We start from the raw sequence: 23,558 nt of genomic DNA on the forward strand, positions 1-23,558 counted from the left end.
GCCAACGGTTAAACCGACAGTTCCGCCAGGTCGGACGTCACCACGTCGGCGCCGTTCTCCTTTAAATCGGCCGCATGCCCGGTCCGATCTACGCCGATCACCAATCCAAATTTCCCATTGCGTCCCGCCTGCACTCCCGCGATCGCGTCTTCGACAACGACGGCGCGTGCCGGCTCAATCCCCAGGCGCCGGGCTCCTTCGAGAAAACCATCCGGCGCCGGTTTCCCGGCCAAATGAAGTCGTTGACTTTCGATGCCGTCGACACGGGCATCGAAGCAATCGGTCAACCCTACCGCCTGTACGACCGCCGCCGTGGATTTGCTGGCGGATACGACCGCGGTCTTCAAGCCATGGGCGCGAACCGCGCGCAGGAACCGGACCGCATCATCGTAGACCTCGACCCCATGCTCTTTCAGGTGAGCCTGGAAATAGGTGTCCTTCTTATTTCCCAAGCCATGGACCGTTTCCTTCTCGGGGCCGTCGTGAGGCGACCCGAACGGCAGCGCGATGCCGCGCGAGTCGAGAACGCTTTTGACCCCGTCGTAGCGAAGCTTGCCGTCCACGTATCGTTGATAGTCCAGCTTGATATCAAAAGGCCGAAAGGACGTATGGTCGCGGGACGCTCTCGCTTGCAGATAGTCGTCGAAGAGTCGTTTCCAGGCCGCGGCATGCACCGCGGCGGTTTTCGTGAGGACGCCGTCGAGGTCGAACAGGACCGCGTCAAACTTAGCCAGATCTATGGATCGAGAGCCGGGTCGGTCCTGCTCAGAGAGGCGTGAAGGCGACATTCGTTCCTCCTTTCAGAACGACACATTCACAGTTGGAATGGAAACAGCATCTCTGTATGCTACATTCTGGACGTCGGTCATGTGAAGGGTTCGCTCTATGTTGGGCAGTCGCGCCAAATCGCTCCTGCACCTATCTACGCAGGATGACGCAGCCGTGAAACCGGCCGCGCGCTTTTTTGGAATCGATCCTCCTCTCGTCATTGATCCCGGTTGGATTCTCATCGAGAAAGGATTCCAGCTGGCGCGGGAACATGAGATCGAGTCGATCTTCACGGTGGCGAACGGCTATGTCGGGACGCGGGGCTCGCTCGCCGAACGTAACAGTCTGTCCCGCCCGGCTACATTCCTTGCCGGCGTATTTGAGGCCGGTGAAGAATCACCGGCCTCGCTCGAACTCGCGCGACTGCCGGACTGGACCCATCTGCGTATTTTGGTCGAGGGCGCCGCGCTGTCGCTCGACAAGGGAACCATCCTCGAGCATCGACGCATCTTCGATCTTCAGCATGGCGCGCTGTTCCGGCTCTGGCGGCATGAGGATCCGGCAGGCCGGGTGACCGCCGTCACGTTTGCGCGCACCGTCTCGCTGTATGATCGTCATTTCTTCTTTCAATCCGTCACGGTGACCCCCGAAAACTATGCTGGAACCGTGTCCATTGAATCGTCGCTGGAAGCGCCGGGGGCCAAGACGCAGTGGACACCGCAGACTCACGACGACGCGGCTCTTTTGGTGGGCATGACGACGAGAGGGACGACCATCGCGATGGCTCATCGTGGCGAGATCGAGTCCGGCCCGGCAAGTGAGCAAACCAGCGGCATTCGAGGCAAGAGCATCCTCCAACGCTGGACGTGGCCGGCCAGCCTGGGCGAGACGGTCCGATTCAATCGCTCGGTCGTCGTCTATTCATCGCGGGAGACAGGGGATCCGGCCTCTGCGGCTCGGCGGCATCTGAACACGGTTCTCGATGCAGGACCGGATGTGCATGTCCGTCACCATGCGCAGGCGTGGGAAGATCGCTGGCGCGCCGCCGGCCTGCGGATTGTGGGCGACGATGAAGCGCAGCGCGCGCTTCGGTTCGCCGTCTATCATCTCAACGGCGCGGTGAATCCGCATGATGAGCGTACGTCCATCGGCGCCCGGGCCCTGACCGGCAAGGTCTACAAAGGCCACGTGTTCTGGGATACGGAAATCTATCTGGTTCCGTTTTACCTCTTCACCGATCCGCCGGCTGCGCGTGCCCTGTTGATGTACCGTTTCCATACGTTGCCGGCTGCTCGTGCAAGAGCGCGAAGCCTGGGGTACGAAGGAGCGCTCTATGCCTGGGAGTCCGCCGACACCGGCGAGGATGTGACGCCCGCGTCGGTGGTCGCGCCGGACGGCCGAATTGTCCAAGTCCTCACCGGAATCCAGGAACACCATATCAGCGCCGATATCGCTTACGCGGTCTGGCAATATTGGCAGGTCACGGCCGATGAGTCCTTCTTCCTTTCGGCTGGTATCGACATCCTCATTGAGACGGCCAGATTTTGGGCAACTCGCGGCCGGCTCGAAGCAGATCGGCACTATCACATCCGAATGGTCATCGGACCGGATGAATACCATGAGAGCGTGGACGACAATGCCTACACGAATGTGATGGCGCAATGGAACCTGGAGCGGGCGGCCGACGCGGCCGAATGGATCCGCGCCCATCGGCCGGAAGCATGGGATGCCATCGCCGAGCGGCTACGGATCATGCCCGAAGAACCGGCCGTCTGGCGCCGGGTCGCCGGCGTGATGATCACCGGATTCAACCCCCGCACGAATCTCTTCGAGCAATTTGCCGGCTATTTTGATTTGGAGGACCTCGATCTCGACGCGTACCGCGCGCGGACCGTGCCGATCGACGTCATCCTCGGGCACGATCGGACCCAGAAATCCAAGGTCGTCAAACAGGCGGATGTGGTCGCGCTGAGTGCATTGCTCTGGGACCAATTTCCTCGTGCGGTCCACGACGCCAACTTCCGGTATTACGAACCGCGTACCGCGCACGGCAGCTCTTTGAGTCCCGCCTTTCATGCGCTGGTCGCCGCCCGGCTCGGCGACCGCGCTCTCGCCATGCGGTACTTTCATGAAGCCGCCTCGATCGACCTCTCCACTCATATGGGCAATGCGGCCGGAGGCGTGCACATCGCCGCTTTGGGCGGCCTCTGGCAGGCTGCGGTCTTCGGGATGGCGGGCGTCAGGCTGCGCGAGGATGGAGTCGTGCTCGATCCCCATCTTCCTCAAGCATGGAATGAATTTTCGTTTTCCCTGCAATGGAGAGGTCGCACGGTCGCCGTTGACTTGACCCGTGAACCGGCGCAGGTGGTCGTTACCCTCCGAACGGGCGACCCGATGACTATTGCGCTCGAGGGCGGCAAGGCCGCAGAACTCGATGCACAACATTCGTACGTCGCTCATCGCGCCGGATCCGATTGGGGCGATTGGCAAACCAAGAGGCGTTAACCCCGGATGTTTGGACAGGTGATTCGTGGAGAACGGACTCAATCGCGCCTCCTCAGTCTCCGGCGGCGGCTGGCGCCCACACGGAGGCGTTATTCTGGTGCCGCTCGATGGATCGGCGCAGGCAGCCGACGCGCTGCCGGTCGCGCAAGGGTTGGCCGCATTGACGGATGCGACGGTTCATATTGTTCACGTGTCGCCCCAAGCCGTCCCTATTCAAGAGATTCGTGACACCCTGCATTTGACGGCAGCCAATGTCACAGGCGCCGTGCTCGATCAACGAACCGGTTCCCCCGCGCCGGCCATCACCGGGGAAGCGGAACGGTGGCATAGCAATCTGATCGTCATGTGCTCCCATGGCAAGACAGAGCTTCAGCAAGGCGCATTCAGCGACATTGCCGAACAGATTCTGTTGCATACGCCCTGCCCCATTGTGTTCGTGCCGCGGGGCCGCGGTCAACGTCCCTGGTCGCTCCGGCGGCTCTTGGCCCCGCATGACGGCACGCCCACCAGCGCCATCCCGATCGGTCCGGTCAGTGACTTGTGCCACCACACCAGGGCCGAGATGACGATCCTCCATATCTCGACGGCCGCCGCCGAGCCGGCCGAGGACCGCGGCGTCCTGACCGCGCCACGCTACATGGACCAGCCGCAACATGAGTGGCCCGCATGGGGCGCCGAGTTTCTCGATCGTGTCCGGGCAATGGCAAAGCCGCCATGCGATCTCAAACTGCGGACCGTGCTCTGTACCGAGGAGATCGGACGGGCGATTGTGCGCTTCGCGGCGGAGCAAGACATTGATCTTATCATCATGGCATGGCGGGGACATCTCGAACGAAACCGCGCCCTCACCATAAGGACAGTCGTCGAGCAGGCGCCCTGCCCGGTCGCAATCCATCCGGTCACGGTGGATGAAGACCGGTGAGCGCGTCCTGATCCCGGGCTCTCGAGCAGGCGCGCGCGGCGGCCGCACGTCAGGATGGAAGCGGCTTCTGGATGAATCCGATGACGCTCATTGATGTCACACGAAGAAAAACTGTATAACCACATAGGGGGCCGGGGAAAATCTCGCTTTTCATGGCGGGGAGCATGTCAACTGATTACCAGGAGGAAAATGCCGATGCGCGCTAGAATCATCAGTTCCATTGCAGTGAGCCTGTTCCTGTTCTCCACGTCTGCGTATGCCGACAAAGGCGGAGGAGCGCACTCTCATCACGGGACCCATATGAAGGTCACCGGAGTGGTCTCCAAGGTGCAGGCGGATCTGATCACGGTGAAGACGCCGTGGGGTCAGATGCGGATCTCCTCCTCCACCGCCCCCAAAAATCTCGAAGTCGGCGAGGAAGTGGAGATGCAGGTCAACGAAAACAACGCGGTGATCGACGTCCATCGCAAAGGAGACCCGTCCCACTCCCACCGCTTTGTCTCGGGCAAGCTGGCCTATGTGTCAACGGACCGGAGAGAGATCAAGCTGTGGACCCCGGAAGGCGAAAAGAATTTCGATGTGCAAACGGGCCGGTCGCAACTCTCCGGCATCGATGAAGGGATGCCGATTGCAATCGAACTGAACGAACAAGGCAAGGTCATCGACATTCATCGCATGACGGTGGAAATGGAATTTGACGAGCATCCGCACACCAAGTCCGGCAATCATCTGACCTTGCATGGAGTCGTGACGAAAATTCAGTCCGGTTCCGTCTTCGTGAAGACTCCGGTCGGACAATACAACATCAACGCCAAGACCGCGCCATCCGATGCCGCGGTCGGCGACGAGGTCACGCTGTGGCTCAACGAAGAGAATCTCGTCATCGATCACCACGGCAAGCACAAGAACATGCCGGGTGCGCACCGCCTGATTACGGGCAAGTTGATCTACACCGGAGCGACTAAGAATCAAATCAAACTCTGGACCCCGGAAGGCGAGAAAGTGTTTCCCCTCGAGCGGATGGAAGTGAAGACGAAACCGATCCCGGAAGGCTCCATGATCACCGTGGAATTAGACGAAAAAGGGACTGTCATCGACCTCAAGAAGGCGGAGTGATTCAACCTTCGCACGAGGTATGAGATCAGGCAGCATTCAAGCAGCGGGCGCACCAGGTGTGTCCAGGTGTGCCCGCTCCACCGGCGACTACCAGGTTGTTGAAAAACAATTTGTGCACCACCGGGAAGTCCAGGATAGATAAAGGTGCCGAATGAGCGTCAATGCCGCCGCAGGATATTCACGGGCGCGAGTCGATGAGCGCCCAGTGTCTTCTGAGAACAAAGCTGGAGAACTTTTTCAACATCCTGCTACGCCGCCATGACAGGAGGAGAGCCCATGTTACCGTCTACGATTCGAGTTGCCGGCGCATTTTTGGCTCTTTTCGGGATCACCGCCTGCTCCACCATGTCATCGGACGATTCACAAGGCCCGGCCCCGGCCTCCACACCAACCGCCGAATCAAGCCAGCAAGACTTTGCCTCCGCCACAAGACAATACCGGCAACATGCAGCCGAGCTGCGGGAGATGGCCCGCCGCCGGATGATCGAAGCGGATGTTCTCGCGCAAAAAGACAATCCGGACATGGAAATGGTTCAGGCCAAGCGAGACCTCGCAAAAGATCTGCTGGAGGCTGCCGATCAGTCCGAGGCTAAGGCGAGGGAGCTACAGAAAAAAGTTCCTCACGGAATGGTGCAATAAATCACACCCCCCGATCAGATTCCGAGAAGCATCCGGGCGGGCTCCTCGATACAGACCTTGACCTGCTTGAGAAAGCTCACCGCCTCCCGACCATCCACGATGCGATGGTCATAGGTGAGGGCGACGTACATCATGGAACGGATCACGACCTGCCCGTCTCGCGCAACCGGCCGATCTTGAATCGCATGAAGCCCGAGGATGCCGCTCTGCGGCGGATTGACGATCGGAGTGGAGAGGAGCGAGCCATAAATCCCGCCGTTCGTGATCGTAAATGTGCCTCCTTGAAGTTCATCGACCGTAAGCTGTTTCGCCTGTGCCCGTTTGGAGAAATCGCCGATCGCCAGTTCGATTTCCGCAAAGCTCAGACGGTGGGCGTTCCGTAACACCGGCACAACCAATCCGCGGCCGCTTCCAATGGCGATTCCGATGTCGTAGTAGCGCCGGTAAATAAGATCCCGGCCGCGAATCTCGGCATTGAGCTCGGGAATCAACTTGAGCGCTTCGATCGCCGCCCTGACGAAGAAGGACATGAGGCCCAGCTTCACCGAATAGCGATGCTGAAACTCCTCTTGGTGCGTCTCCCTCAGAGCCATCAGCGCCGTCATGTCGATTTCATTGAAAGTGGTCAACAGGGCCGCCGTCTGCTGGGCCTGCACCAATCGCTCGGCCACGCGGCGACGCAGCGGGCTCATCGGTACGGATTCTTCTTCTCGCTCCCCGGCTAGCGCGCTTTCTTCCTTGCGCGACGACGGTGGGACAATGGGGGCCGGCTTCGATTCGAACGGAGACTCATCCTGGCCGCGACGGAGTTCAGTGATGATGTCTGCGCTCGATGGAGCCGGCAGCGCCTTCTCAACCGTGCGCTGATCTTCGGCCCGTGATCTCGGCGCCGCCTCCGGCCTCTCGGGCGATTGCGGCCCGGCGGCCGGCTCTTTCACGGCCGGCCCCTCTTCCAGCTGCGCGATCACTTCTCCGACTTCAGCCGTCTCGCCCTTCTTTTTGAGAATCTTACTGAGGACGCCTGACACGGGCGCGGGCAGATCAAGCGCGACCTTATCGGTCTCGATCGATACGACCGGTTCATCCTGCTGGACCGCCTCGCCCGGAGATTTCAGCCAGTCGGCAATCTGAACCTCTGTGATCGATTCCCCGATCGTCGTCGGGACCTTGAGTTCAATGGACATCGAACGCCGCCCTCATAAGTTTTGTCTGCTCTATTCTATGAAGCGAACCCCATCCTGTCGCAGGACTGGCGGAAGCCGGACGACATACCGCCGAGAACGGCCACCGGTCGAACAGGCATTCGCCGAACCGGGCGAACAAGTACCGCCATGCTCCCATATTGACCGGTTCCTCTTGAACCCACACCATCGGCGTCCTCGGGGAACACTCGGCCAGCGCCTCCCGGAGCTCGTCCTCGTGCAGCGGATAGAGTTGTTCGAGCCTCACGATGGCGACATCGCGACGATCGAGTTCTTCCCTCATCCGCACAAGCTCATAGTAGAGCTTTCCACTACAGAGCAACACGCGGCTGATCTGCTTCCGTCCGGCCGCCGCATCAACAAGAATGCGCCGGAACCCGCCGTGCTCCAGGTCCTCCAGAGGCGACACGGCCTGCGGATGACGAAGCAGACTTTTGGGGGTCATGATCACGAGAGGTTTTCGCCACCGGCGAAGCGCCTGGCGTCGCAGAAGGTGAAAGTATTGAGCGGGCGTCGTCGGGTTCGCGACTTGAATGTTGTCATTGACGGCAAGCTCCAGAAAACGCTCGAGCCTGGCGCTCGAATGCTCCGGGCCCTGACCTTCGAAGCCATGAGGCAAGAGCAGCACAAGACCGCTCAGCCGGCGCCACTTTTCTTCAGCGCTCACCATGAACTGATCGATGATCACCTGCGCGGCATTGACGAAATCGCCGAATTGCGCCTCCCATAGAACCAGCCCGTCAGGGTAATCCAAACTGTATCCATACTCGAATCCGACTACCCCCGCCTCGGAAAGCGGGCTGTTGTGGATCTCCACCGGCGCCTGGTCGGACGCGATATGCTGAAGCGGCATATACATCCGTCCGTTTTCGGTGTCGTGCAAGACCGCATGTCGCTGGCTGAACGTCCCACGGGGCGTGTCTTGCCCCGATAACCGGATCCGGGTCCCTTCTTCTGCGAGCGTGGCGAAAGCCAGCGCTTCCGCCGTCGCCCAATCAAGAGGACGTCCGCCGCCTGCCATTTCACGGCGGCGCCCCAGCCACTGGACTAACTTCGAATGGACGTGGAAGCCCTCCGGCAATCGCGTGAGCGTCTCGATCAATTTCATGAGTCTGGCTCGCTCGACCGCGGTTCGGATGTCGTCTTGATCGCCGCCTGGTCCGCCGTAGTAGCCGGTCCAGATCCCTGCCGGTTTTTCACGAAGCTGGACATACGCGGGACTGCGCGCCTCCGAGAGGTCCCGCTCAAGCGCGGCCCTGCGGTCTCCCGCGATTCGATCCGCCTCATCACGACTCATCTCGCCCAGACTCAGAAGATGATCGAGATAGTATTCGCGCAGAGGGCGCCGCTTGTCGATCCCTTGATACATCAGCGGTTGTGTGAAGGCGGGCTCGTCTCCTTCATTATGACCCTGGCGGCGAAAACAGTACATGTCGATAACAACATCGCTCCGGAACGTTCGACGGAACTCCATGGCGAGCCGCACCACTTGGGCCACCGCTTCGGGGACCTCTCCGTTGACGTGGAAAATCGGAATCTGAAGCATCTTGGCCACGTCGGTCGCGCGCGATGACGACCGTGCTTCCTCCGGCGGCGTTGTAAAACCAATCTGATTGTTGATGAGTATGTGCAGCGTCCCGCCCGTGTGGTAGCCTTCAAGCCGGCTCATATTCAGCGCTTCCTGCACGATCCCTTCACCCGCGAATGAGGCGTCTCCGTGGATGAGCATCGTCGTGACACGAGCGCGGGACTTGTCGCCCGCCCGATCTTGCTTCGCGCGTGTACGCCCCAGTGCAACGGGGTTCACGAATTCCAAGTGACTCGGGTTGAAGCAGAGAGACAAATGTACCCTCCGTCCGGACGCGGTCATCCAGTCCCCGCTGTGGCCAAGATGATACTTGACGTCACCGCGCCCCTCCGGGAGAGGATCGAGCACGTCTTCAAATTCATGAAAGATTTCCCGAGGACGCTTCCCGACAATATTTGCGAGTACGTTCAACCGTCCCCGGTGCGCCATCGCCAATACGATCTCTTCAAGGCCCTGCTCGCCGGCAGTCTCAATGGCAAGATCCAGCAATGGGATCAACCCTTCCGCACCTTCGAGCGAGAAACTCTTGGCGCCGGGATATTTCTGCTGAATGAACTCTTCGAAGATGACGGCGTCGGTCAGCCGTTCAAGGATGCGGAGCTGCTCGTCCCGCTTGAGATGGCTCCGGTTCTGTATCCTTTCCATCCGGTCCCGCAGCCATGCCCGCTGCTCCGGATGGTCGATGTGCATGAACTGCACGCCGATCGAGCTACAGTAGATCGCTCGCAGGCGTATCAAGAGTTCACGTAACGTGAGAAACCCTGTTTCCGCAAGCCCGTGCGCGAAGACTCGTTGGTCCAGGTCTGTCTCCGTCAAACCATAAAACTCTAGAGTCAACTCCGGATGAATGGGAGTGAGCCGCTCAAGGGGATCGAGTCGAGCCGCGGTGTAACCGCGAGCCCGGTACGCCAGCACGAGTCGAGTCACACGATCTTGCAACTCGGCAACGGCATCCAGAGAGAGCGAGGGAGCGACCTCGTTGCCAGGGCGTGCGCTATCGCCAATGCCCTCCATCGTCCGGCGGTCACCTTCGCGCTCCAACGTCTCGAAATAGTCCCGCCACGTCGAAGAGACCGACGACGGCTCTCGCACGAACGCGCCATACAATTCTTCGACGAAGGCACGATTCGCTGGATTGGGAAGGGATGTTTTCCGGCTCATGTAGTCCATACGGCGCAAAAAAATGTCACTCTACGCGCATCCACTGCGCTAAGCAAACATGCGTTACACTCTTAACCTGCCGCTTAGCTCCGGCCTAGGGAGCCGCCTAGCCTTCTCAAGGCCGCCGATTAAGGTATATATTCCTACGCAACGTGCACGGTCTATACCGGACTGCCCCTTTCACGGCATATGAAACGATTGATTGCCACGCTGTTGGTGTCATGCGCCTTGATTTCCGGCTGTTCTTCACTGCTCAGATCCGAACAGCAAGGCACCGCGACCGAATACAGCCAGCACTGCATCCCGACGGCCGCCAGGAAGCCGCATCGCTTCACTGGATTAATGAAAAGGGCTGCGCCGGTCGCTCCCTCCCCGCAGGTACTCGCGCGGTTCAGCCCGGAATCATTGCGTGTGGCTGAGTCAATCGGCGTGCTGTCTCTCTTGAATGACCTCACCGAGTTGACCGCATCCCATCCTGACAACATTCTGGGCATTCTCGTGCGCCGGCAATTGCTCACCGACCGAACTCAATTGGCTCTGCTGGAAATTGCCTCCACCACCGCGGAACTGGTGTGCGAGCGGGACCGGGCGGACCAACTGGCCGACCGCATCGACGAAGTGGACGGGACGCGTATCAAGCAGCTCACGATCGCCTCCATCGTGTTAGGCGGGGTCGCGGCCATCGTCACGGGAGGCATCGGGCTGGCCGGCGGCGCGAGCACCGGGGCGGACGCCTCGACGGTGGGCGGCGGCATCCTTTCCTCCTGGCTCGGTCTGTCCGCTCTGTTCGTCGAGTCCGAAGTCGAACTTCACCACGACCGCAATATGCTGCGCGAACTATGGGAAGACCCGGACGAACCGGAAATCTTTTCGCCCATCGTATGGCGCTATCTCCGCCGACCTGCCGACTCGACCCGCGACTCTCCCCGCATCGAAGTCATAAATGCGTGGCGCCAGAAGGGCCGCCTTGGGCAAGAAGGAACCGACGACGAAGAACAACGGCGGCAACTCTTCTTCAGCACCGGCGGCCGGTATGCCGCTACGGAGCTGCGTGCCCGCGCTTCCATGCTGGAAACCCTGGAAGCCTCGTTGCGCCTCATGCACGAAGAACTGGAGGTGCTGATCCGGGAGGCCTCCGATGTGACCGAACCAGTCTTGGCGCCGGTTACGATGGGCGGTGTATATCAGGATGGTTCTCTCACGAGCGGCCTTCCGTCTCTTAGAAGTCAATGACGACTCTTTCGCCGATCTCCATGGTTTCATTTGTCGCGTCTCACCAGAGCTCCGTCGAACCGGCAAGTTGAAACCCCCGCTTCAACTGTATTTGCTCCTACGTCTATGCATTAGGCCTTAATGCCCTCTTGCCTAGGCATTTTTCATGCTCTACGCTTGATTCATGGGAGACATGGGACCGAGAATGCCGGCTCGTATTCTGATCGTGGACGACCATGATTTAATGCGCCAGGCCATCCGTGAACTCGTGGAGACCTGCCAGGACTTCGAAGTCATCGGCGAAGCAAAAAACGGATTGAGCGCGGTGGAACTGGCCCGCCGTTTACACCCGCACATTGTTTTGATGGATTTCCACATGCCTGTCATGGACGGCCGCGAAGCGACGCGAGCCATCCGTCAAGAATTGCCCGACATTGGGGTCATCGGCTTGTCGGTGCATCCCCACACGGAGACGCTGATGCGTGATGCCGGCGCCTGCGCCCTCGTCCAAAAGACGGAACTCTTTACGGAGCTGTATCCCGCCATTTTCACCGCTTTAGAAGAGAGGCAGCGCCTGATTCATTGACCACGCCGCGTCATTTTTGTGATTGATCTATCTTCATCACCGCTCCACTATCGAGGAAGTAAGTAGCTTCGACTCCTTCGGCAATACCAATCGTCGGTGCCTTCCAAGCGGAGGTTTCGGACAGCATCGGCCTATGCAGTCATTGCCGGGCATCACGACGGAAAGATATGTCGATGTCCGATCGCGTTCAAACACAAGGCTCCGTCCTGGCTGGATCGAGCGCGGTCATGGATGAACTGGTCGATAAAGCGCTGGTGAGAGCGTGGGCGCGGTGGGCGCTGGTATGGCTCACCATTTTTCCCTTCGTCGGCATTCTGGTTTCCATTCAATTCCATAATCCCGAATTTTTGGGCGGCATCTCCTGGTTTACGTTCGGCCGGCTGCGCTCGGTGCATCTGGGCGGCGTGCTGTTCGGCTCATTCACCACGGCGTTCATCGGGCTTCTTTACTATTTTGTGCCGCGGCTATGCGGGACGCCGCTGTACAAGGTCGAGTGGGGGTGGTGGCTGCTGTGGATTTGGAACGCTTTCCTTGTGCTCGGTTCCCTGACTCTCCTCATGGGATACATGGTGGGCGTGGAGTACGCCGAGTACGAATGGCCCTTCAATCTGCTGCGGTTCCTCGTGGTGGCGGCCGTGGCCATTCAAGTCATCGGCACGATTTTTCGACGCCGCGCATCACGGTTCTACGTGTCCTTGTGGTACACGCTCGCCGCCGGCATTTGGACCGTTTTCAATCTGCCCCTGGGCGCGGCCCTGCTCCCCTACGGCCCCGTCAGCGGAATCAACAGTGCGGCGATCCATGGCCTCTACATGCATAATTTAGTCGGTCTCTGGATCACGCCGGCCGGGCTGGCGACCATTTATTATTTTCTGCCGCTGAGCGCCAAGAACGCGCTTTACAGTCACAAGCTGTCTCTCCTCGGCTTCTGGACGCTGGCGCTTTTCTATCCTCTGACCGGGACGCATCATTACCTCTACAGTCCGATTCCGCATTGGACGCAAACCGTCGCCGTCGTTCACAGCCTGTGGATGATCATCCCGGTCTTCACAGTGATCGTGAATTTCTTCGGCACTATGCTGGGACGCTGGGGCACGGTGCTCGGCGGAGGCGGAGCCGACAATTATGCGGCGAAATTCCTGATGATCGGCGTCGTCTATTATCTGATCGGCAGTGTTCAAGGCTCCATCGAAACGTTGCACCGGTTTCAGCAGCTGACCCATTTCAACGATTTTGTCGTCGGCCATGCGCACCTCACCGTCTTCGGCGCCATGATCATGTGGGTGGTGGGAGGGCTGTATTATCTCTGGCCCCGGCTGACCGGCCGGCAGCTTTGGAGCGATCGGCTCGCAAGTTGGCATCTCTGGCTGACCATCACCGGTTTTACGACGATGGTCCTCGGGCTGACGGCGCAAGGCTTTATTCAAGGGGCGATGCTGGACCACGGCGCGGACTTCGTGGACTCGGTCAGAGAGATGAGGCCGTGGTGGATCGCCCGCACGATCGTCGGCACGATCATGGATGTGGCGCTCGGGTTCATGGCGTACAATTTTTATAAGACCGTCCGCGAAGGGCAGCCGTTCGAAAGCGAGGAACGCGAACCGCTACCGAAGCTTAGCCAACCGAGTGCAATTGCGACAAGGAAGAATTGGATCGAGAATCCCTCGACGGTCGGCATCGTAGCCGGCGTGATCTTTTTCGTCGGCTCCTTTTTCCTTCTCGGGGGCCTTCCATGGCTCCAGGCCTCGACCCATTCGACGACGGTCGCCGACGCGGTAACCGGCCTGCCGATCAGGGTGAAGGATTACTCCCCGCTCGAACACCGCGGCCGCCAAATCTACATCCGAGACGGCTGCTGGCAATGTCATTCGCAATACATCCGTCCGGTGACCGGGGAAACGCTGCGATGGGGCCCCGTATCTCAGATAGGTGAATCGGCCTTTGACCGGCCCCATATGTTCAGCACGCGCCGCATCGGCCCGGATCTCACGCGGGTCGGCAGGAAATACGGCGATGATTGGCAGATCGCGCATCTCTGGAATCCGCAGGACGTGGTCGCCGATTCCATCATGCCGCGCTTCACCTGGCTCTTTGAAGAACAACAGGGCGACGCCCCGCCGCAACTGACGGAAGAAGGGAAAGCGCTCGTGGCCTATCTCCAACGACTGGGGACGTCAATCGGCGATTGGAGGACCGGCTCCCTGTCATCGACGACATCCGGAGCGGCCATGCTCCGCGGAACTCCGGAAGGTCGAGAGGAGATGCTGTCGCTTGGTCACTCGGTCTACGCGCGGCGCTGCGCAGGCTGCCACGGCGTCAAGGGGGACGGCAAAGGCCCGTCGGCTCAATTTCTGAACCCGAAGCCTCGCGATTTCACCACTGGCCTCTTCAAATTCCGCTCGACCGCCGGAAAGGATTCGATGCCCACGGATGCGGATTTATACGTCACGCTTACGCATGGTCTCTGGGGCACCTCGATGCCCGCCATGCATGAACTTCCTGCTCCGCAACGGTGGGCCGTCATCCAATATCTGAAGACGTTTTCCGATCGATGGGCCAAGGAGCCGGCCGGCCGGCCCATTGCCATTCCTCCGGAGCCGCCCGTCACACCCGCGTCGATTACGAACGGCGATACGCTGTTTCAAAGCAATTGCGCGCTTTGTCACGGGGAACAGGGCAAGGCGGATGGCGCGCTCGCCCAGCCCGGCATGCTGGTCGACGACTGGGGTGCTCCGATCAAACCTGCTCACCTCTCTCTTCCGGCCGGCGCGCCGGGCGGCGTGAAGCTCGGTCATGGCGGCCCGCGTTTGTATCAGACTATCGTTGCCGGAATCGGGGCGACCCCGATGCCCCCGTTCGATAGCCTGACCGAAGAAGAAGTCTGGGATCTGGTGCATTATGTTCAATCCCTGCGGGTCACGGCCAATGAGGCGGAACTCCTCGCTGCGGGACTTGAGGAGCAGGAGCGCGAGACTGCGCGGGAGAGAATTTGGGCGGCAATGTCCGGCCACGCGGCCGACACGAAGCCGATCGCCGATGATGAGTTACGACACAACGTTGTGTCGGGAAGGGCGCATCCGGAGCGTTGAGCAATCCTATGGCGAAACATTCCGCTCCATTCGACTCCACCAGTGCCGCGCCGACCGCCGGCACGGGGGACGAGCCGGATATCTATCGCTATGAGCCGTCGGGAATCCGCGAACGGAGCGGCCACATCCCGACTTGGCTCAAGCTGGTCATATTCGCACTGATTGTCTGGGGCCTGTATTACGGGATCCGCTATTGGAGTTCCTATTGAAAGACGGTTTATGAAACCCGAGTAACCTGACGCAACAACCAACGACATCATATGGAGGACGTGGCGATGACAAAGGTATACCGATGCGCAGTGGTGATGGCTTCCTTGTCAATGGCATGGGGATGGTCCGCGATGACGCAAGTGGTTTCAGCCGCCGGCGGCGACGCCGCCAAGGGCAAGTCCATCTTCCAGTCCAAATGCGTCTCGTGTCACGGACCGGAAGGCAAAGGCGACGGACCGGTCGGAAAGGCGCTGAAACCGCCTGCCGGAAACTTCTCGAGCCCCGAAAGCAAGAAGAAGTCCCCGGATGAGTTGCAAAAGATCATCGAGAACGGTGTGCCGAAGACCTCCATGGTGGCCTGGAAAAAACAGCTGAAAGAGACGGAGATTCAAGATGTCCTCGCGTATGTGCTGACCTTACGGAAATGACGAAGCGACGCCTCATCCGGCGAGAGAGACGCGAGAGCGCGGTGCTTCACATCTGAATTGTCGGGCATGATAAACCACATGACGGCAAAAGGAACTCTCCATGATGGACCAACTTATCACAAGCCCTCATGAGTCTTTTACCGTCAGTTCTTGATACGGATGGAAGGAGAGACCATGACTGAAGCGGTGAACATACTCGGATTTGCCGGAAGCCTGCGAAAACAATCTTACAACCGATCGGCTCTCCGGGCGGCGGTGAAACTCGTTCCCGCCGGCATCGCGCTTGAGACGTTCGATTTGAGCGGCATCCCGCCCTTCAATGAGGATCATGAGAGAGATCCGCCCGCGGCCGTGCGGCAGTTCAAGTCTGCGGTGAAAGCGGCGGACGCCATCCTGATCGTGACCCCGGAATACAATTACTCGGTTCCGGGCGTGTTGAAGAATGCGATCGACTGGGCCTCTCGCCCATACGGGGAAAGTGCGTGGCATGGAAAACCTGTCGGCATTATGGGCGCCTCGATTGGAATGCTTGGAACAGGCCGGGCGCAATATCACCTGCGCCAGATGTTTGTCTTTCTCAATATGTTGCCGCTGAATCAGCCGGAAGTGATGATCGCCAATGCCGACGATAAGTTCGACGACGAAGGCAATCTCAAGGACGAAAAAACGGCTCAGAAAATCCAAGAATTGCTGAAGGCCCTTGCCGACTGGGCGAGGATGTTGAAGAAGGCGAGGCCTTAAGAGTAAAGGCGGACTCACATGCCGGAACTGATGCCCGCAATCTTTTTTGGACACGGCAATCCCATGAACGCCATACGGGCCAACGGCTACACTGAAGCCTGGCGGCGTATCGGGTCGCGAACGCGCAAGCCGAAAGCCATCCTCGCGATCTCGGCGCACTGGTATGTGCCGGGAACGGGCGTGACGGTCAGCAACGCGCCCAGGACCATTCACGATTTCGGTGGCTTTCCACCCGAATTGTTCCGGGTACAGTATCCCGCCTCGGGTGATCCCCAGCTTGCCCGCCGGATCCAGGAACTGCTCGCGCCTCTGCCGGTGACGCTCGACAACACCTGGGGACTCGATCATGGGACGTGGTCGGTGCTCGTGCATGCCTATCCCAGGGCCGATGTTCCCGTCGTGCAACTGAGCATCAATGAAATCCAGCCTGCCGCCTTCCATTTCGAGCTCGGCAACAAGCTTACGCCGCTGCGCGACGAGGACATCCTAATCGTCGGCAGCGGAAACCTGGTGCACAATCTGCACAGCTACGCCTGGGGTCGGCACATGCCTGAGCCCTACGAGTGGGCGGTCGAGTTCGAGTTGGAGGCAAAGCGGATGATGCTCGCCGGTGATTCCAAATCGCTCATCAATTATGAAGAACTCGGCCCGTCCGCACTACTGTCTATTCCGACGCCGGATCACTACCTCCCGCTGCTCTATGTAATCGCGACCCGGCAACAAAGCGATAACATCACGTTCCCGGTCGAAGGCGTCGATGGCGGATCAATCTCAATGTTGTCGGTCTGTATCGGGCGAGCCGAAGCGACGTAAACACGGTTCAGGTGGAGAGCCGCCTCGCTCTGTTTCAAGAAGGCCGCGCTGATCAACTTCGTCGTACGCGCCGAAACGTGACTCGAAGTTGGAATGCACGCATTGCCCGGGACGGTAACGGTGGGTAACTCGATGGTGCGGTAGGCGCTGCGTGGAGAACGGATCGACCGGGGATCGGCGGTCTATCCGATCAGCTGTTCGATTCTCTTCGCTCAAGCAGGCGCGATGCGCGGGAGTGAGGAACCACGGCGGGGAAGTGACGGAGATCTAAACGGAAGGCATCACGGCAGGACGGAGGCGATATGGAAAAGACGACCACGGACAACGCGGCGGCCGCGCTGACTTTGACGGCGCTGGTCATTGCCGCCACGCTTGCGGGGGCGGCATGGGCTGCGCCGCAACAGCCTGCGGAGCAAGGGTTTGCGTGGAAAGACGGAGCGGAAGTGTACACGAAGATATGCGCGCTCTGCCATGAGACCAAAACGGGTCCGACCATTCGTGGCCGCGGCCTCGATCCCCTGTACATCAGCCTGATCGTGCGAAACGGGTATCGGGCCATGCCGGCCTTCCGCGCAAGCGAAATCGATGATGAATCACTCAAGAAGCTGGCCGAGTACATCTCAAAAACGGCAGCCGACAAGTAAGGAGGAGACGTTCCATGGACATTGATCGGCGCAGCCTCATGAAAGGATTGCTGGCAAGCGGGACTCTCCTGGCGCTCGGCACTCCACCATGGTCTTTCGCAAACTCCCCTGTCCGGAGACCTAAACAATGCATGTTGTTATTGGGCGGCAGTAGCGCTGATGAGGCCTTTGCGCATGGCTCCCAAACAGCTTGCGCCGCCATGGCGTGCGGCAGGTTACCGATCGTGACGCTGAAAGGCGCACTGCTTGCGGGGGACGATGAGGCAGTCACACTCTTGGAGCATAGCGTGGGGACAAGATGGATCACCGTCATGGACGACGCAGCCGCGATGATTTTTATCGAACTGGTGCGAACAACAGGAGCCACGCTGGTATCCATGGGGATGCACGCCTGTTCGCACGACGCACCCTGTCATCTCCGGCATGATTTCGCCTCGACCTCATCCGACCACGGGGCGGGAGGGCTGCTGGCTTCGCACTTCATGCAACAATCGGTCGGCTTTGCCATCACGGAACGCTTTCTTCAGGAACCGGCCGGGATGAAACACGGCGTTACGAGTTGGGGGGCGCCGGAATTCTTCTCTCACCGATTCACCGGATCGGACGCAGTCCATGTGCATTGTTCGGGTTGTTCTTTCCCGGCAGGGAGCCGACTCCTCGGCCTCGACACAACACAGAAGTGGATTCCGATTCCACCACAAGCCCGGGCCGGAGAATCGGTGACCTGGCAGTTCCGGAACTGGATAGAGTCCGTCGGTTACGCCGTGACGGCTTCGGCTTTGGGGGCGGCTTCTGTTCGAGAATCCTGCACGGGCCGTGCATTTGTGCGCCGGTTGAGCGATGAAAGAAGGACGCAGCCTGCGGAACGGTTCACCTCATTCATCTTGGATGTCTAACAAACACTGATGGGATCACATCCACCAAGATGTTCAAACCGGCCGCTGAACTCGCCCACGCACCCCGGCGTGCCGAGACCCACAAGGGCTGGGCTGGTGTAACAGCGGCTGTTTCAACATCCTGCGGAAGGAGAGAGCATGGCCAGCAAGTACATCGCGTTGCCGAAGGGAGTTTCGGAACAGACGTTTGATCTTGCCATCAAAGAGTTTCGACAGATCTTGGGCGACCGCAACGTGCTGACGGAGGCGGGACAACTAGCCCCGTACGCGAAAGTCATGATGCCGGTGTCCGAGGAAAACCATACGCCGTCCGCAGCGATTCTGGCGACGACGGTGGAGCAGATCCAGAAACTCGTCGGCGTGTGCAATAAGCACAAAGTGCCGATTTGGATCATTTCAACAGGTAAAAACCTGGGCTACGGCTCGGCCGGCCCGGCCGAACGGGGGCAGGTCGTGCTGGACCTGCATCGGATGAACCGCATTCTCGAGGTCGATGGCGACCTCTGTTATGCCCTCGTCGAACCCGGCGTCACCTATCGGCAGCTCTACGATTACTTCCAGGAACATAAATTGGCCCTGTGGTTGTCCGTTCCGGCGCCCTCCGCCATTGCGGGGCCGACCGGCAATACGCTGGACCGGGGCGTCGGGTATACGCCCTACGGCGAGCATTTCCTCAATGCCTGCGGCATGGAAGTGGTCCTCGCGAACGGCGAAGTCCTCCGCACGGCCATGGGTGGTTTGCCTAAATCAAACACCTGGCAGGTCTTCAAGTGGGGCTACGGCCCGTATCTCGACGGAATCTTCACGCAGTCCAATTACGGGATCGTCACGAAATTCGGCTTTTGGCTCCAGCCGGCGCCGCCGGTGTACAAACCTTTCATGATTCAATACCAAAACGAAGAAGACGTCGTGGAGATCGTGGAGACCATGAGGCCGTTGCGCCTCACGGGAATCATCCCCAATTCAGGGGTTATTGCCCATGCGCTCTACGAAGCGCCGTTGAAGGCCAAGAGGAGCGACTACGTGTCCGGGGCCGGTTCGATTTCGGATGAAGCGGTGCGGCAATTGGTCAAGGATCACAACATGGGGATCTGGAACGTTACGGCCGCGCTCTATGGCACGAAGGAACAGGTGGACGTGCATTGGAAAATCGTCACCGAGGCTTTCGGCAAGTCGGGCAAGGCGAAGTTCTTGACGCAAGAGGATGCCGGCGATGACTCTCAGTTCAGTTATCGGGCGGCCCTCATGCGCGGCGGGATGGACCTGAGGGAGTTCAATCTCTACAACTGGCGCGGGGGCGGCGGGTCGCTGTGGTTTGCGCCCGTGTGTCAAGCGCGGGGCAGCGAGACCCTGAAGCAGATGGCGATGGCCAAGCGCATCCTGACCAAACACGGGTTGGACTATACCGGCGAGTTTATCGTCGGCATGCGGGACATGCACCATATTTTAGATATGCTATTTGACCGCACAGATCCGGAAATGACCAACGCGGCCTATCAGTGCTTCGATGAGCTGATCACGGAATTTTCGGCCGAAGGATACGGATCGTACCGCACCAACACGGCGTTTATGGACAAGGTTGCGGGGACCTACGATCCTATTCAGCGGTCCGTCAATCGCGCGCTGAAGCACGCACTCGATCCCAACGGTATCCTGGCGCCGGGCAAATCCGGCATCAGGCTGTAACGGGCGAATCCGCGAAAGCAACCGCTTCACCACGGCGAGTCAGAGGACCACGGCAATGACAAGCAATGACAAGAGTCAAACCCAGGAGATCACGGCAGCGGTGATCCGCAAAAAGGGCGGCCCGTTCCAAATCGAAACACTGACGTTGGATGAGCCGCGCTCCAGCGAGGTGCTGGTGCGGATCGTGGCGACCGGCATGTGCCACACCGACATGGTGGCTCGCGACCAACTTTACACCGTCCCGATGCCGGTCGTGCTCGGCCACGAAGGGGCAGGCGTGGTCGAACAAGTCGGTGCCGGAGTCAAGAAGCTCAAGCCCGGCGACCACGTCGTGCTCACCTACATGTGGTGCGGCCACTGCATCCCCTGCCTGCGCAGCGATCTGACCTACTGCGCCAATTTTTATGCATTGAACTTCGGCGGCGCCCGCGAAGACGGGAGTACTGCCACTCATGATAAGCAAGGAGCGGTGCACGATCATTTCTTCGGACAGTCGTCGTTCGGCACCTTCGCCCTGACCCATGAGCGTAATGCCATCAAAGTCTCACACAATGCGCCGCTGGAATTGCTCGGCCCGCTCGGCTGCGGCATTCAAACCGGCGCGGGCGCCGTCATGAATGCCTTGAAAGTCAGTCCAGGGAGCAGCTTTGCGACGTTCGGTGGAGGCGCGGTCGGCTTGAGCGCGGTCATGGCCGCACGGGTGGCTGGGGCGACGATCATTATCGCCGCCGATGTCGTCCCCTCCCGTCTTGCTCTGGCCAAGGAACTCGGGGCGACCCACACCGTGAACAGTAAAGAGACCGACCCGATCGAGGCCGTCCGCAACATCACCGGAGGAGGCGCTGATTTCACGCTCGAATCAAGCGGCCGGCCTGCCGTGCTCCGTCATGCGATCGACGCACTCGCGATCCGGGGGACCTGCGGCATCGTGGGAGCGCCGGCGCTGGGTACCGAAGCGAGCTTCGACGTGAATGGGGTCATGACGACCGGCAAGACCATTCTCGGCATTATCGAAGGCGACAGCATTCCGGATCTGTTTATCCCGGCTCTCGTGGAACTCTACCAGCAGGGACGATTCCCGTTCGACAAGCTGGTGAAGTTCTACAGCCTGGACCAGATCAACCAGGCGGCGGAAGACAGCGAAAAGGGCGTCACGATTAAGCCGATTGTCCGTCTAGAGTCCGACCAGCGAAACTGACATATGAGGTTGGCGGCGAGGCATGCCCGCTGCTGCGGGCCACATATCAACGGAGGAATCATGCGACTGACACAGAGCATTGTCTCGATCGCTACGCTGGTCATCACGAGCCTCAGCCTCATTTTCGTCGCCGAGGCGAAAACCATCGAAGCGGGTGAAGCCACTGCGAGCTGGAATGGAACCGGGGTGATTCAGAATCTCGGAGACGCCGACCGGGTCTTTACCGGCGCCATCACGGGAACCATGTTCATCCGACATCCCCAAGGTGCCGGCCGTTCGCAAATCCATGCAGCCAAAATCGACTGCCAGGCCGTGGTTCGCATCACCGATAACAGGGAAGAGCGACAGGCCGCGCTCTGTATGATGTCGGCCCATGAAGGAAAAGATGTGGCCTATGGAGAAATGCGTTGCACCGGAAAGAAAGATGACTGCCGGGGCGAATTCTCATTTTCGTGGGGAATCGGCGCCTTCACGGGCATCACGGGGACGACGCCGTTCGTCGGCGGAATCAATATCGAGCGAAAAGAAGAAGGACGAATTTATGGTTATGCCGCCTGGCCGAACATGACCTACTCGCTGCCGTGACGTTCAACATGCTGCGCGCAAGTTCACTCGCAGAATGGGCCTCTAAACGAAGGAGTACATCATGGCACAGCCCGCCGCAACGAAGGAGCCGATCTTCGTGAGCGCCTATGACGGCTTCGACCGCATGCCCTTGAACGGCCAATGGCGCGGCGGACGAAGCGGTCGCGTGGCGGAAGATCGCGATCCCTATTCGGACGAAATCTTGGTCCGTATTCCCCTCGCCGATGAACAGGATCTGAACGAAGCCTACCAGGCGGCCGCTGCCGCGCAAGCGAAATGGGCGGCCACGTTGCCCGGTGACCGGGCTGCTATTCTCCGCCGCGCCGCGGATCTCATGGAAGCGCGCAAGGAAGAAATTCTCACCTGGCTCATCAAGGAATCGGGCAGCACGCGCCTGAAAGCAAACGTCGAATGGGGTTCTGCTCACGCGATCATGTTGGAAGCGGCGTCCGCTCCCTACCGGGTCCAAGGCCGGATTCTGCCCTCGGATGTTCCCGGCAAGGAGAACCGCGTATATCGGCAGCCGGTCGGCGTCGTTGGGGTGATCAGCCCATGGAACTTCCCTCTACACTTGAGCAACCGTTCGGTAGCGCCGGCGCTGGCCGTGGGCAATGCCGTCGTGATCAAGCCCGCCTCGGACACTCCGGTCACGGGAGGGCTCCTGCTCGCCAAGATCTATGAAGAGGCCGGCGTCCCTTCAGGAGTCTTGAACGTCGTGGTCGGCCCCGGGAATCTGATCGGCGATGCGTTCGTGCTCCATCCGGTTCCTCGCGTGATCTCGTTTACCGGCTCCACGCCGGTCGGCCGGCGCATCGCGGAACTGGCCACCAAGAGTCCCATGATTAAGCGGGTGGCGCTGGAACTCGGCGGGAACAGCCCGTTCATCATTCTGGGCGATGCGGATGTCGATCTCGCGGTCAACGCCGCCGTCTTCGGAAAATTTCTTCACCAGGGACAGATCTGCATGATCACGAACCGTCTCATCGTGGATGCCAAGATCTATGACCGGTTCGTCGAGCGCTTCTCCGCCCGCGTGCGTGGCCTCAAAATCGGCGACCCGAATAAGGCTGACACGGCAATTGGGCCGATCATCAATAAGTCCCAGTTCGAGGGGTTGATGAAACATATCGAAAACGCCCGGTCCGCTGGAGCCCGACAAACGGCCGGCGGCGATCCCACGGGTCTCCTGCTCCCGCCTCATGTGTTCGCCGATGTCACGCCCCACATGCCAATCGCGCAAGATGAAATGTTCGGCCCGGTCGTGTCGATTATCAAAGTGACCGGCGAAGAGGAAGCCATCCGCGTGGCGAACGACACAGAGTACGGGCTCTCGAGCGCAGTGTTCACGGGGAACGTCGAGCGCGGCGTCCGCGTGGCACTGCAAATCAAGGCCGGCATGACGCACGTGAACGACCAGCCGGTGAATGATCTACCGAACTGCCCGTTCGGCGGCGAGAAGAACAGCGGGCTCGGGCGCTTCGGCGGCGATTGGATTATTGAGGAATTCACCACGGACCATTGGGTCAGTGTGCAACACCAGCCGCGCCAATTTCCGTTTTGAGCGTGCCG

General features: G+C 59.7%; 20 protein-coding genes. 17 read left to right on the forward strand and 3 right to left on the reverse strand.

Annotated features, from left to right (window positions below; genetic code table 11):
- Nucleotides 1-8: 8 nt before the first annotated feature.
- On the reverse strand, nt 9-788 hold the full coding sequence (locus tag ACWGXE_RS13465; protein WP_447598291.1) for an HAD family hydrolase: 780 nt from the start codon (nt 786-788) through the stop codon (nt 9-11).
- Between the two features lie 154 nt (nt 789-942).
- Between ACWGXE_RS13465 and ACWGXE_RS13470 the strand changes: the two genes are divergently transcribed.
- The 4 genes from ACWGXE_RS13470 (at nt 943) to ACWGXE_RS13485 (ending at nt 5,950) form a co-directional block, all read left to right on the forward strand.
- The gene (locus ACWGXE_RS13470; protein ID WP_447598292.1) at nt 943-3,273 is read left to right on the forward strand and encodes a glycoside hydrolase family 65 protein; all 2,331 of its coding nucleotides are present in this window, start codon (nt 943-945) and stop codon (nt 3,271-3,273) included.
- A gap of 25 nt (nt 3,274-3,298) precedes the next feature.
- The gene (locus ACWGXE_RS13475) at nt 3,299-4,195 is read left to right on the forward strand and encodes a universal stress protein (protein ID WP_447598293.1); all 897 of its coding nucleotides are present in this window, start codon (nt 3,299-3,301) and stop codon (nt 4,193-4,195) included.
- Nucleotides 4,196-4,390: 195 nt separating this feature from the next.
- Entirely contained in the window at nt 4,391-5,311 is a 921-nt protein-coding gene (locus ACWGXE_RS13480; RefSeq protein WP_447598294.1) for a hypothetical protein, read from the forward strand.
- A gap of 276 nt (nt 5,312-5,587) precedes the next feature.
- On the forward strand, nt 5,588-5,950 hold the full coding sequence (locus ACWGXE_RS13485; RefSeq protein WP_447598295.1) for a hypothetical protein: 363 nt from the start codon (nt 5,588-5,590) through the stop codon (nt 5,948-5,950).
- Between the two features lie 14 nt (nt 5,951-5,964).
- Here ACWGXE_RS13485 and sucB read toward each other — a convergent pair whose 3' ends face one another.
- Both sucB and ACWGXE_RS13495 read right to left on the reverse strand, forming a co-directional pair.
- A complete protein-coding gene (gene sucB / locus ACWGXE_RS13490) occupies nt 5,965-7,134 on the reverse strand; it encodes a dihydrolipoyllysine-residue succinyltransferase (RefSeq protein WP_447598297.1) in 1,170 nt (389 codons plus the stop codon).
- Nucleotides 7,124-9,901, reverse strand: coding sequence for a 2-oxoglutarate dehydrogenase E1 component (locus tag ACWGXE_RS13495; RefSeq protein ID WP_447598299.1), 2,778 nt, complete (start codon nt 9,899-9,901; stop codon nt 7,124-7,126). The genes sucB and ACWGXE_RS13495 overlap by 11 nt, the downstream gene beginning before the upstream one ends.
- Before the next feature lie 189 nt (nt 9,902-10,090).
- Between ACWGXE_RS13495 and ACWGXE_RS13500 the strand changes: the two genes are divergently transcribed.
- From ACWGXE_RS13500 to ACWGXE_RS13560, 13 genes are all read left to right on the forward strand, one after another.
- A complete protein-coding gene (locus tag ACWGXE_RS13500) occupies nt 10,091-11,134 on the forward strand; it encodes a hypothetical protein (protein ID WP_447598300.1) in 1,044 nt (347 codons plus the stop codon).
- Between the two features lie 184 nt (nt 11,135-11,318).
- Nucleotides 11,319-11,699 carry a response regulator gene (locus ACWGXE_RS13505; RefSeq protein ID WP_447598302.1) on the forward strand — a complete coding sequence of 127 codons (381 nt, stop codon included), beginning with the start codon at nt 11,319-11,321 and terminating at the stop codon, nt 11,697-11,699.
- Nucleotides 11,700-11,872: 173 nt separating this feature from the next.
- Nucleotides 11,873-14,788 carry a cbb3-type cytochrome c oxidase subunit I gene (locus ACWGXE_RS13510; protein ID WP_447598303.1) on the forward strand — a complete coding sequence of 972 codons (2,916 nt, stop codon included), beginning with the start codon at nt 11,873-11,875 and terminating at the stop codon, nt 14,786-14,788.
- 8 nt (nt 14,789-14,796) lie between these two features.
- The gene (locus ACWGXE_RS13515; RefSeq protein WP_447598304.1) at nt 14,797-14,997 is read left to right on the forward strand and encodes a hypothetical protein; all 201 of its coding nucleotides are present in this window, start codon (nt 14,797-14,799) and stop codon (nt 14,995-14,997) included.
- A gap of 132 nt (nt 14,998-15,129) precedes the next feature.
- Nucleotides 15,130-15,426 (forward strand): c-type cytochrome, encoded by a 297-nt coding sequence (locus tag ACWGXE_RS13520; protein ID WP_447598306.1) that lies wholly within the window; start codon nt 15,130-15,132, stop codon nt 15,424-15,426.
- A 174-nt stretch (nt 15,427-15,600) separates the two neighbouring features.
- The gene (locus tag ACWGXE_RS13525) at nt 15,601-16,167 is read left to right on the forward strand and encodes an NADPH-dependent FMN reductase (RefSeq protein ID WP_447598307.1); all 567 of its coding nucleotides are present in this window, start codon (nt 15,601-15,603) and stop codon (nt 16,165-16,167) included.
- An 18-nt stretch (nt 16,168-16,185) separates the two neighbouring features.
- Nucleotides 16,186-16,980 (forward strand): 4,5-DOPA-extradiol-dioxygenase, encoded by a 795-nt coding sequence (ygiD, locus tag ACWGXE_RS13530; RefSeq protein WP_447598308.1) that lies wholly within the window; start codon nt 16,186-16,188, stop codon nt 16,978-16,980.
- Nucleotides 16,981-17,282: 302 nt separating this feature from the next.
- Complete coding sequence (locus ACWGXE_RS13535; RefSeq protein WP_447598309.1) at nt 17,283-17,624, forward strand: c-type cytochrome; 342 nt, start codon at nt 17,283-17,285, stop codon at nt 17,622-17,624.
- A gap of 14 nt (nt 17,625-17,638) precedes the next feature.
- Nucleotides 17,639-18,520 (forward strand): hypothetical protein, encoded by an 882-nt coding sequence (locus tag ACWGXE_RS13540; protein WP_447598310.1) that lies wholly within the window; start codon nt 17,639-17,641, stop codon nt 18,518-18,520.
- A gap of 138 nt (nt 18,521-18,658) precedes the next feature.
- Nucleotides 18,659-20,206, forward strand: a complete 1,548-nt coding sequence (locus ACWGXE_RS13545) for an FAD-binding oxidoreductase (protein WP_447598311.1) — start codon at nt 18,659-18,661, stop codon at nt 20,204-20,206.
- Between the two features lie 55 nt (nt 20,207-20,261).
- Nucleotides 20,262-21,404, forward strand: coding sequence for an NAD(P)-dependent alcohol dehydrogenase (locus tag ACWGXE_RS13550; protein ID WP_447598312.1), 1,143 nt, complete (start codon nt 20,262-20,264; stop codon nt 21,402-21,404).
- Nucleotides 21,405-21,464: 60 nt separating this feature from the next.
- Nucleotides 21,465-21,989, forward strand: a complete 525-nt coding sequence (locus tag ACWGXE_RS13555; RefSeq protein ID WP_447598314.1) for a hypothetical protein — start codon at nt 21,465-21,467, stop codon at nt 21,987-21,989.
- A gap of 61 nt (nt 21,990-22,050) precedes the next feature.
- Nucleotides 22,051-23,550 carry an aldehyde dehydrogenase family protein gene (locus ACWGXE_RS13560; protein WP_447598315.1) on the forward strand — a complete coding sequence of 500 codons (1,500 nt, stop codon included), beginning with the start codon at nt 22,051-22,053 and terminating at the stop codon, nt 23,548-23,550.
- Nucleotides 23,551-23,558 lie beyond the last annotated feature (8 nt).

Source organism: Nitrospira sp. Nam80 (assembly GCF_965152575.1).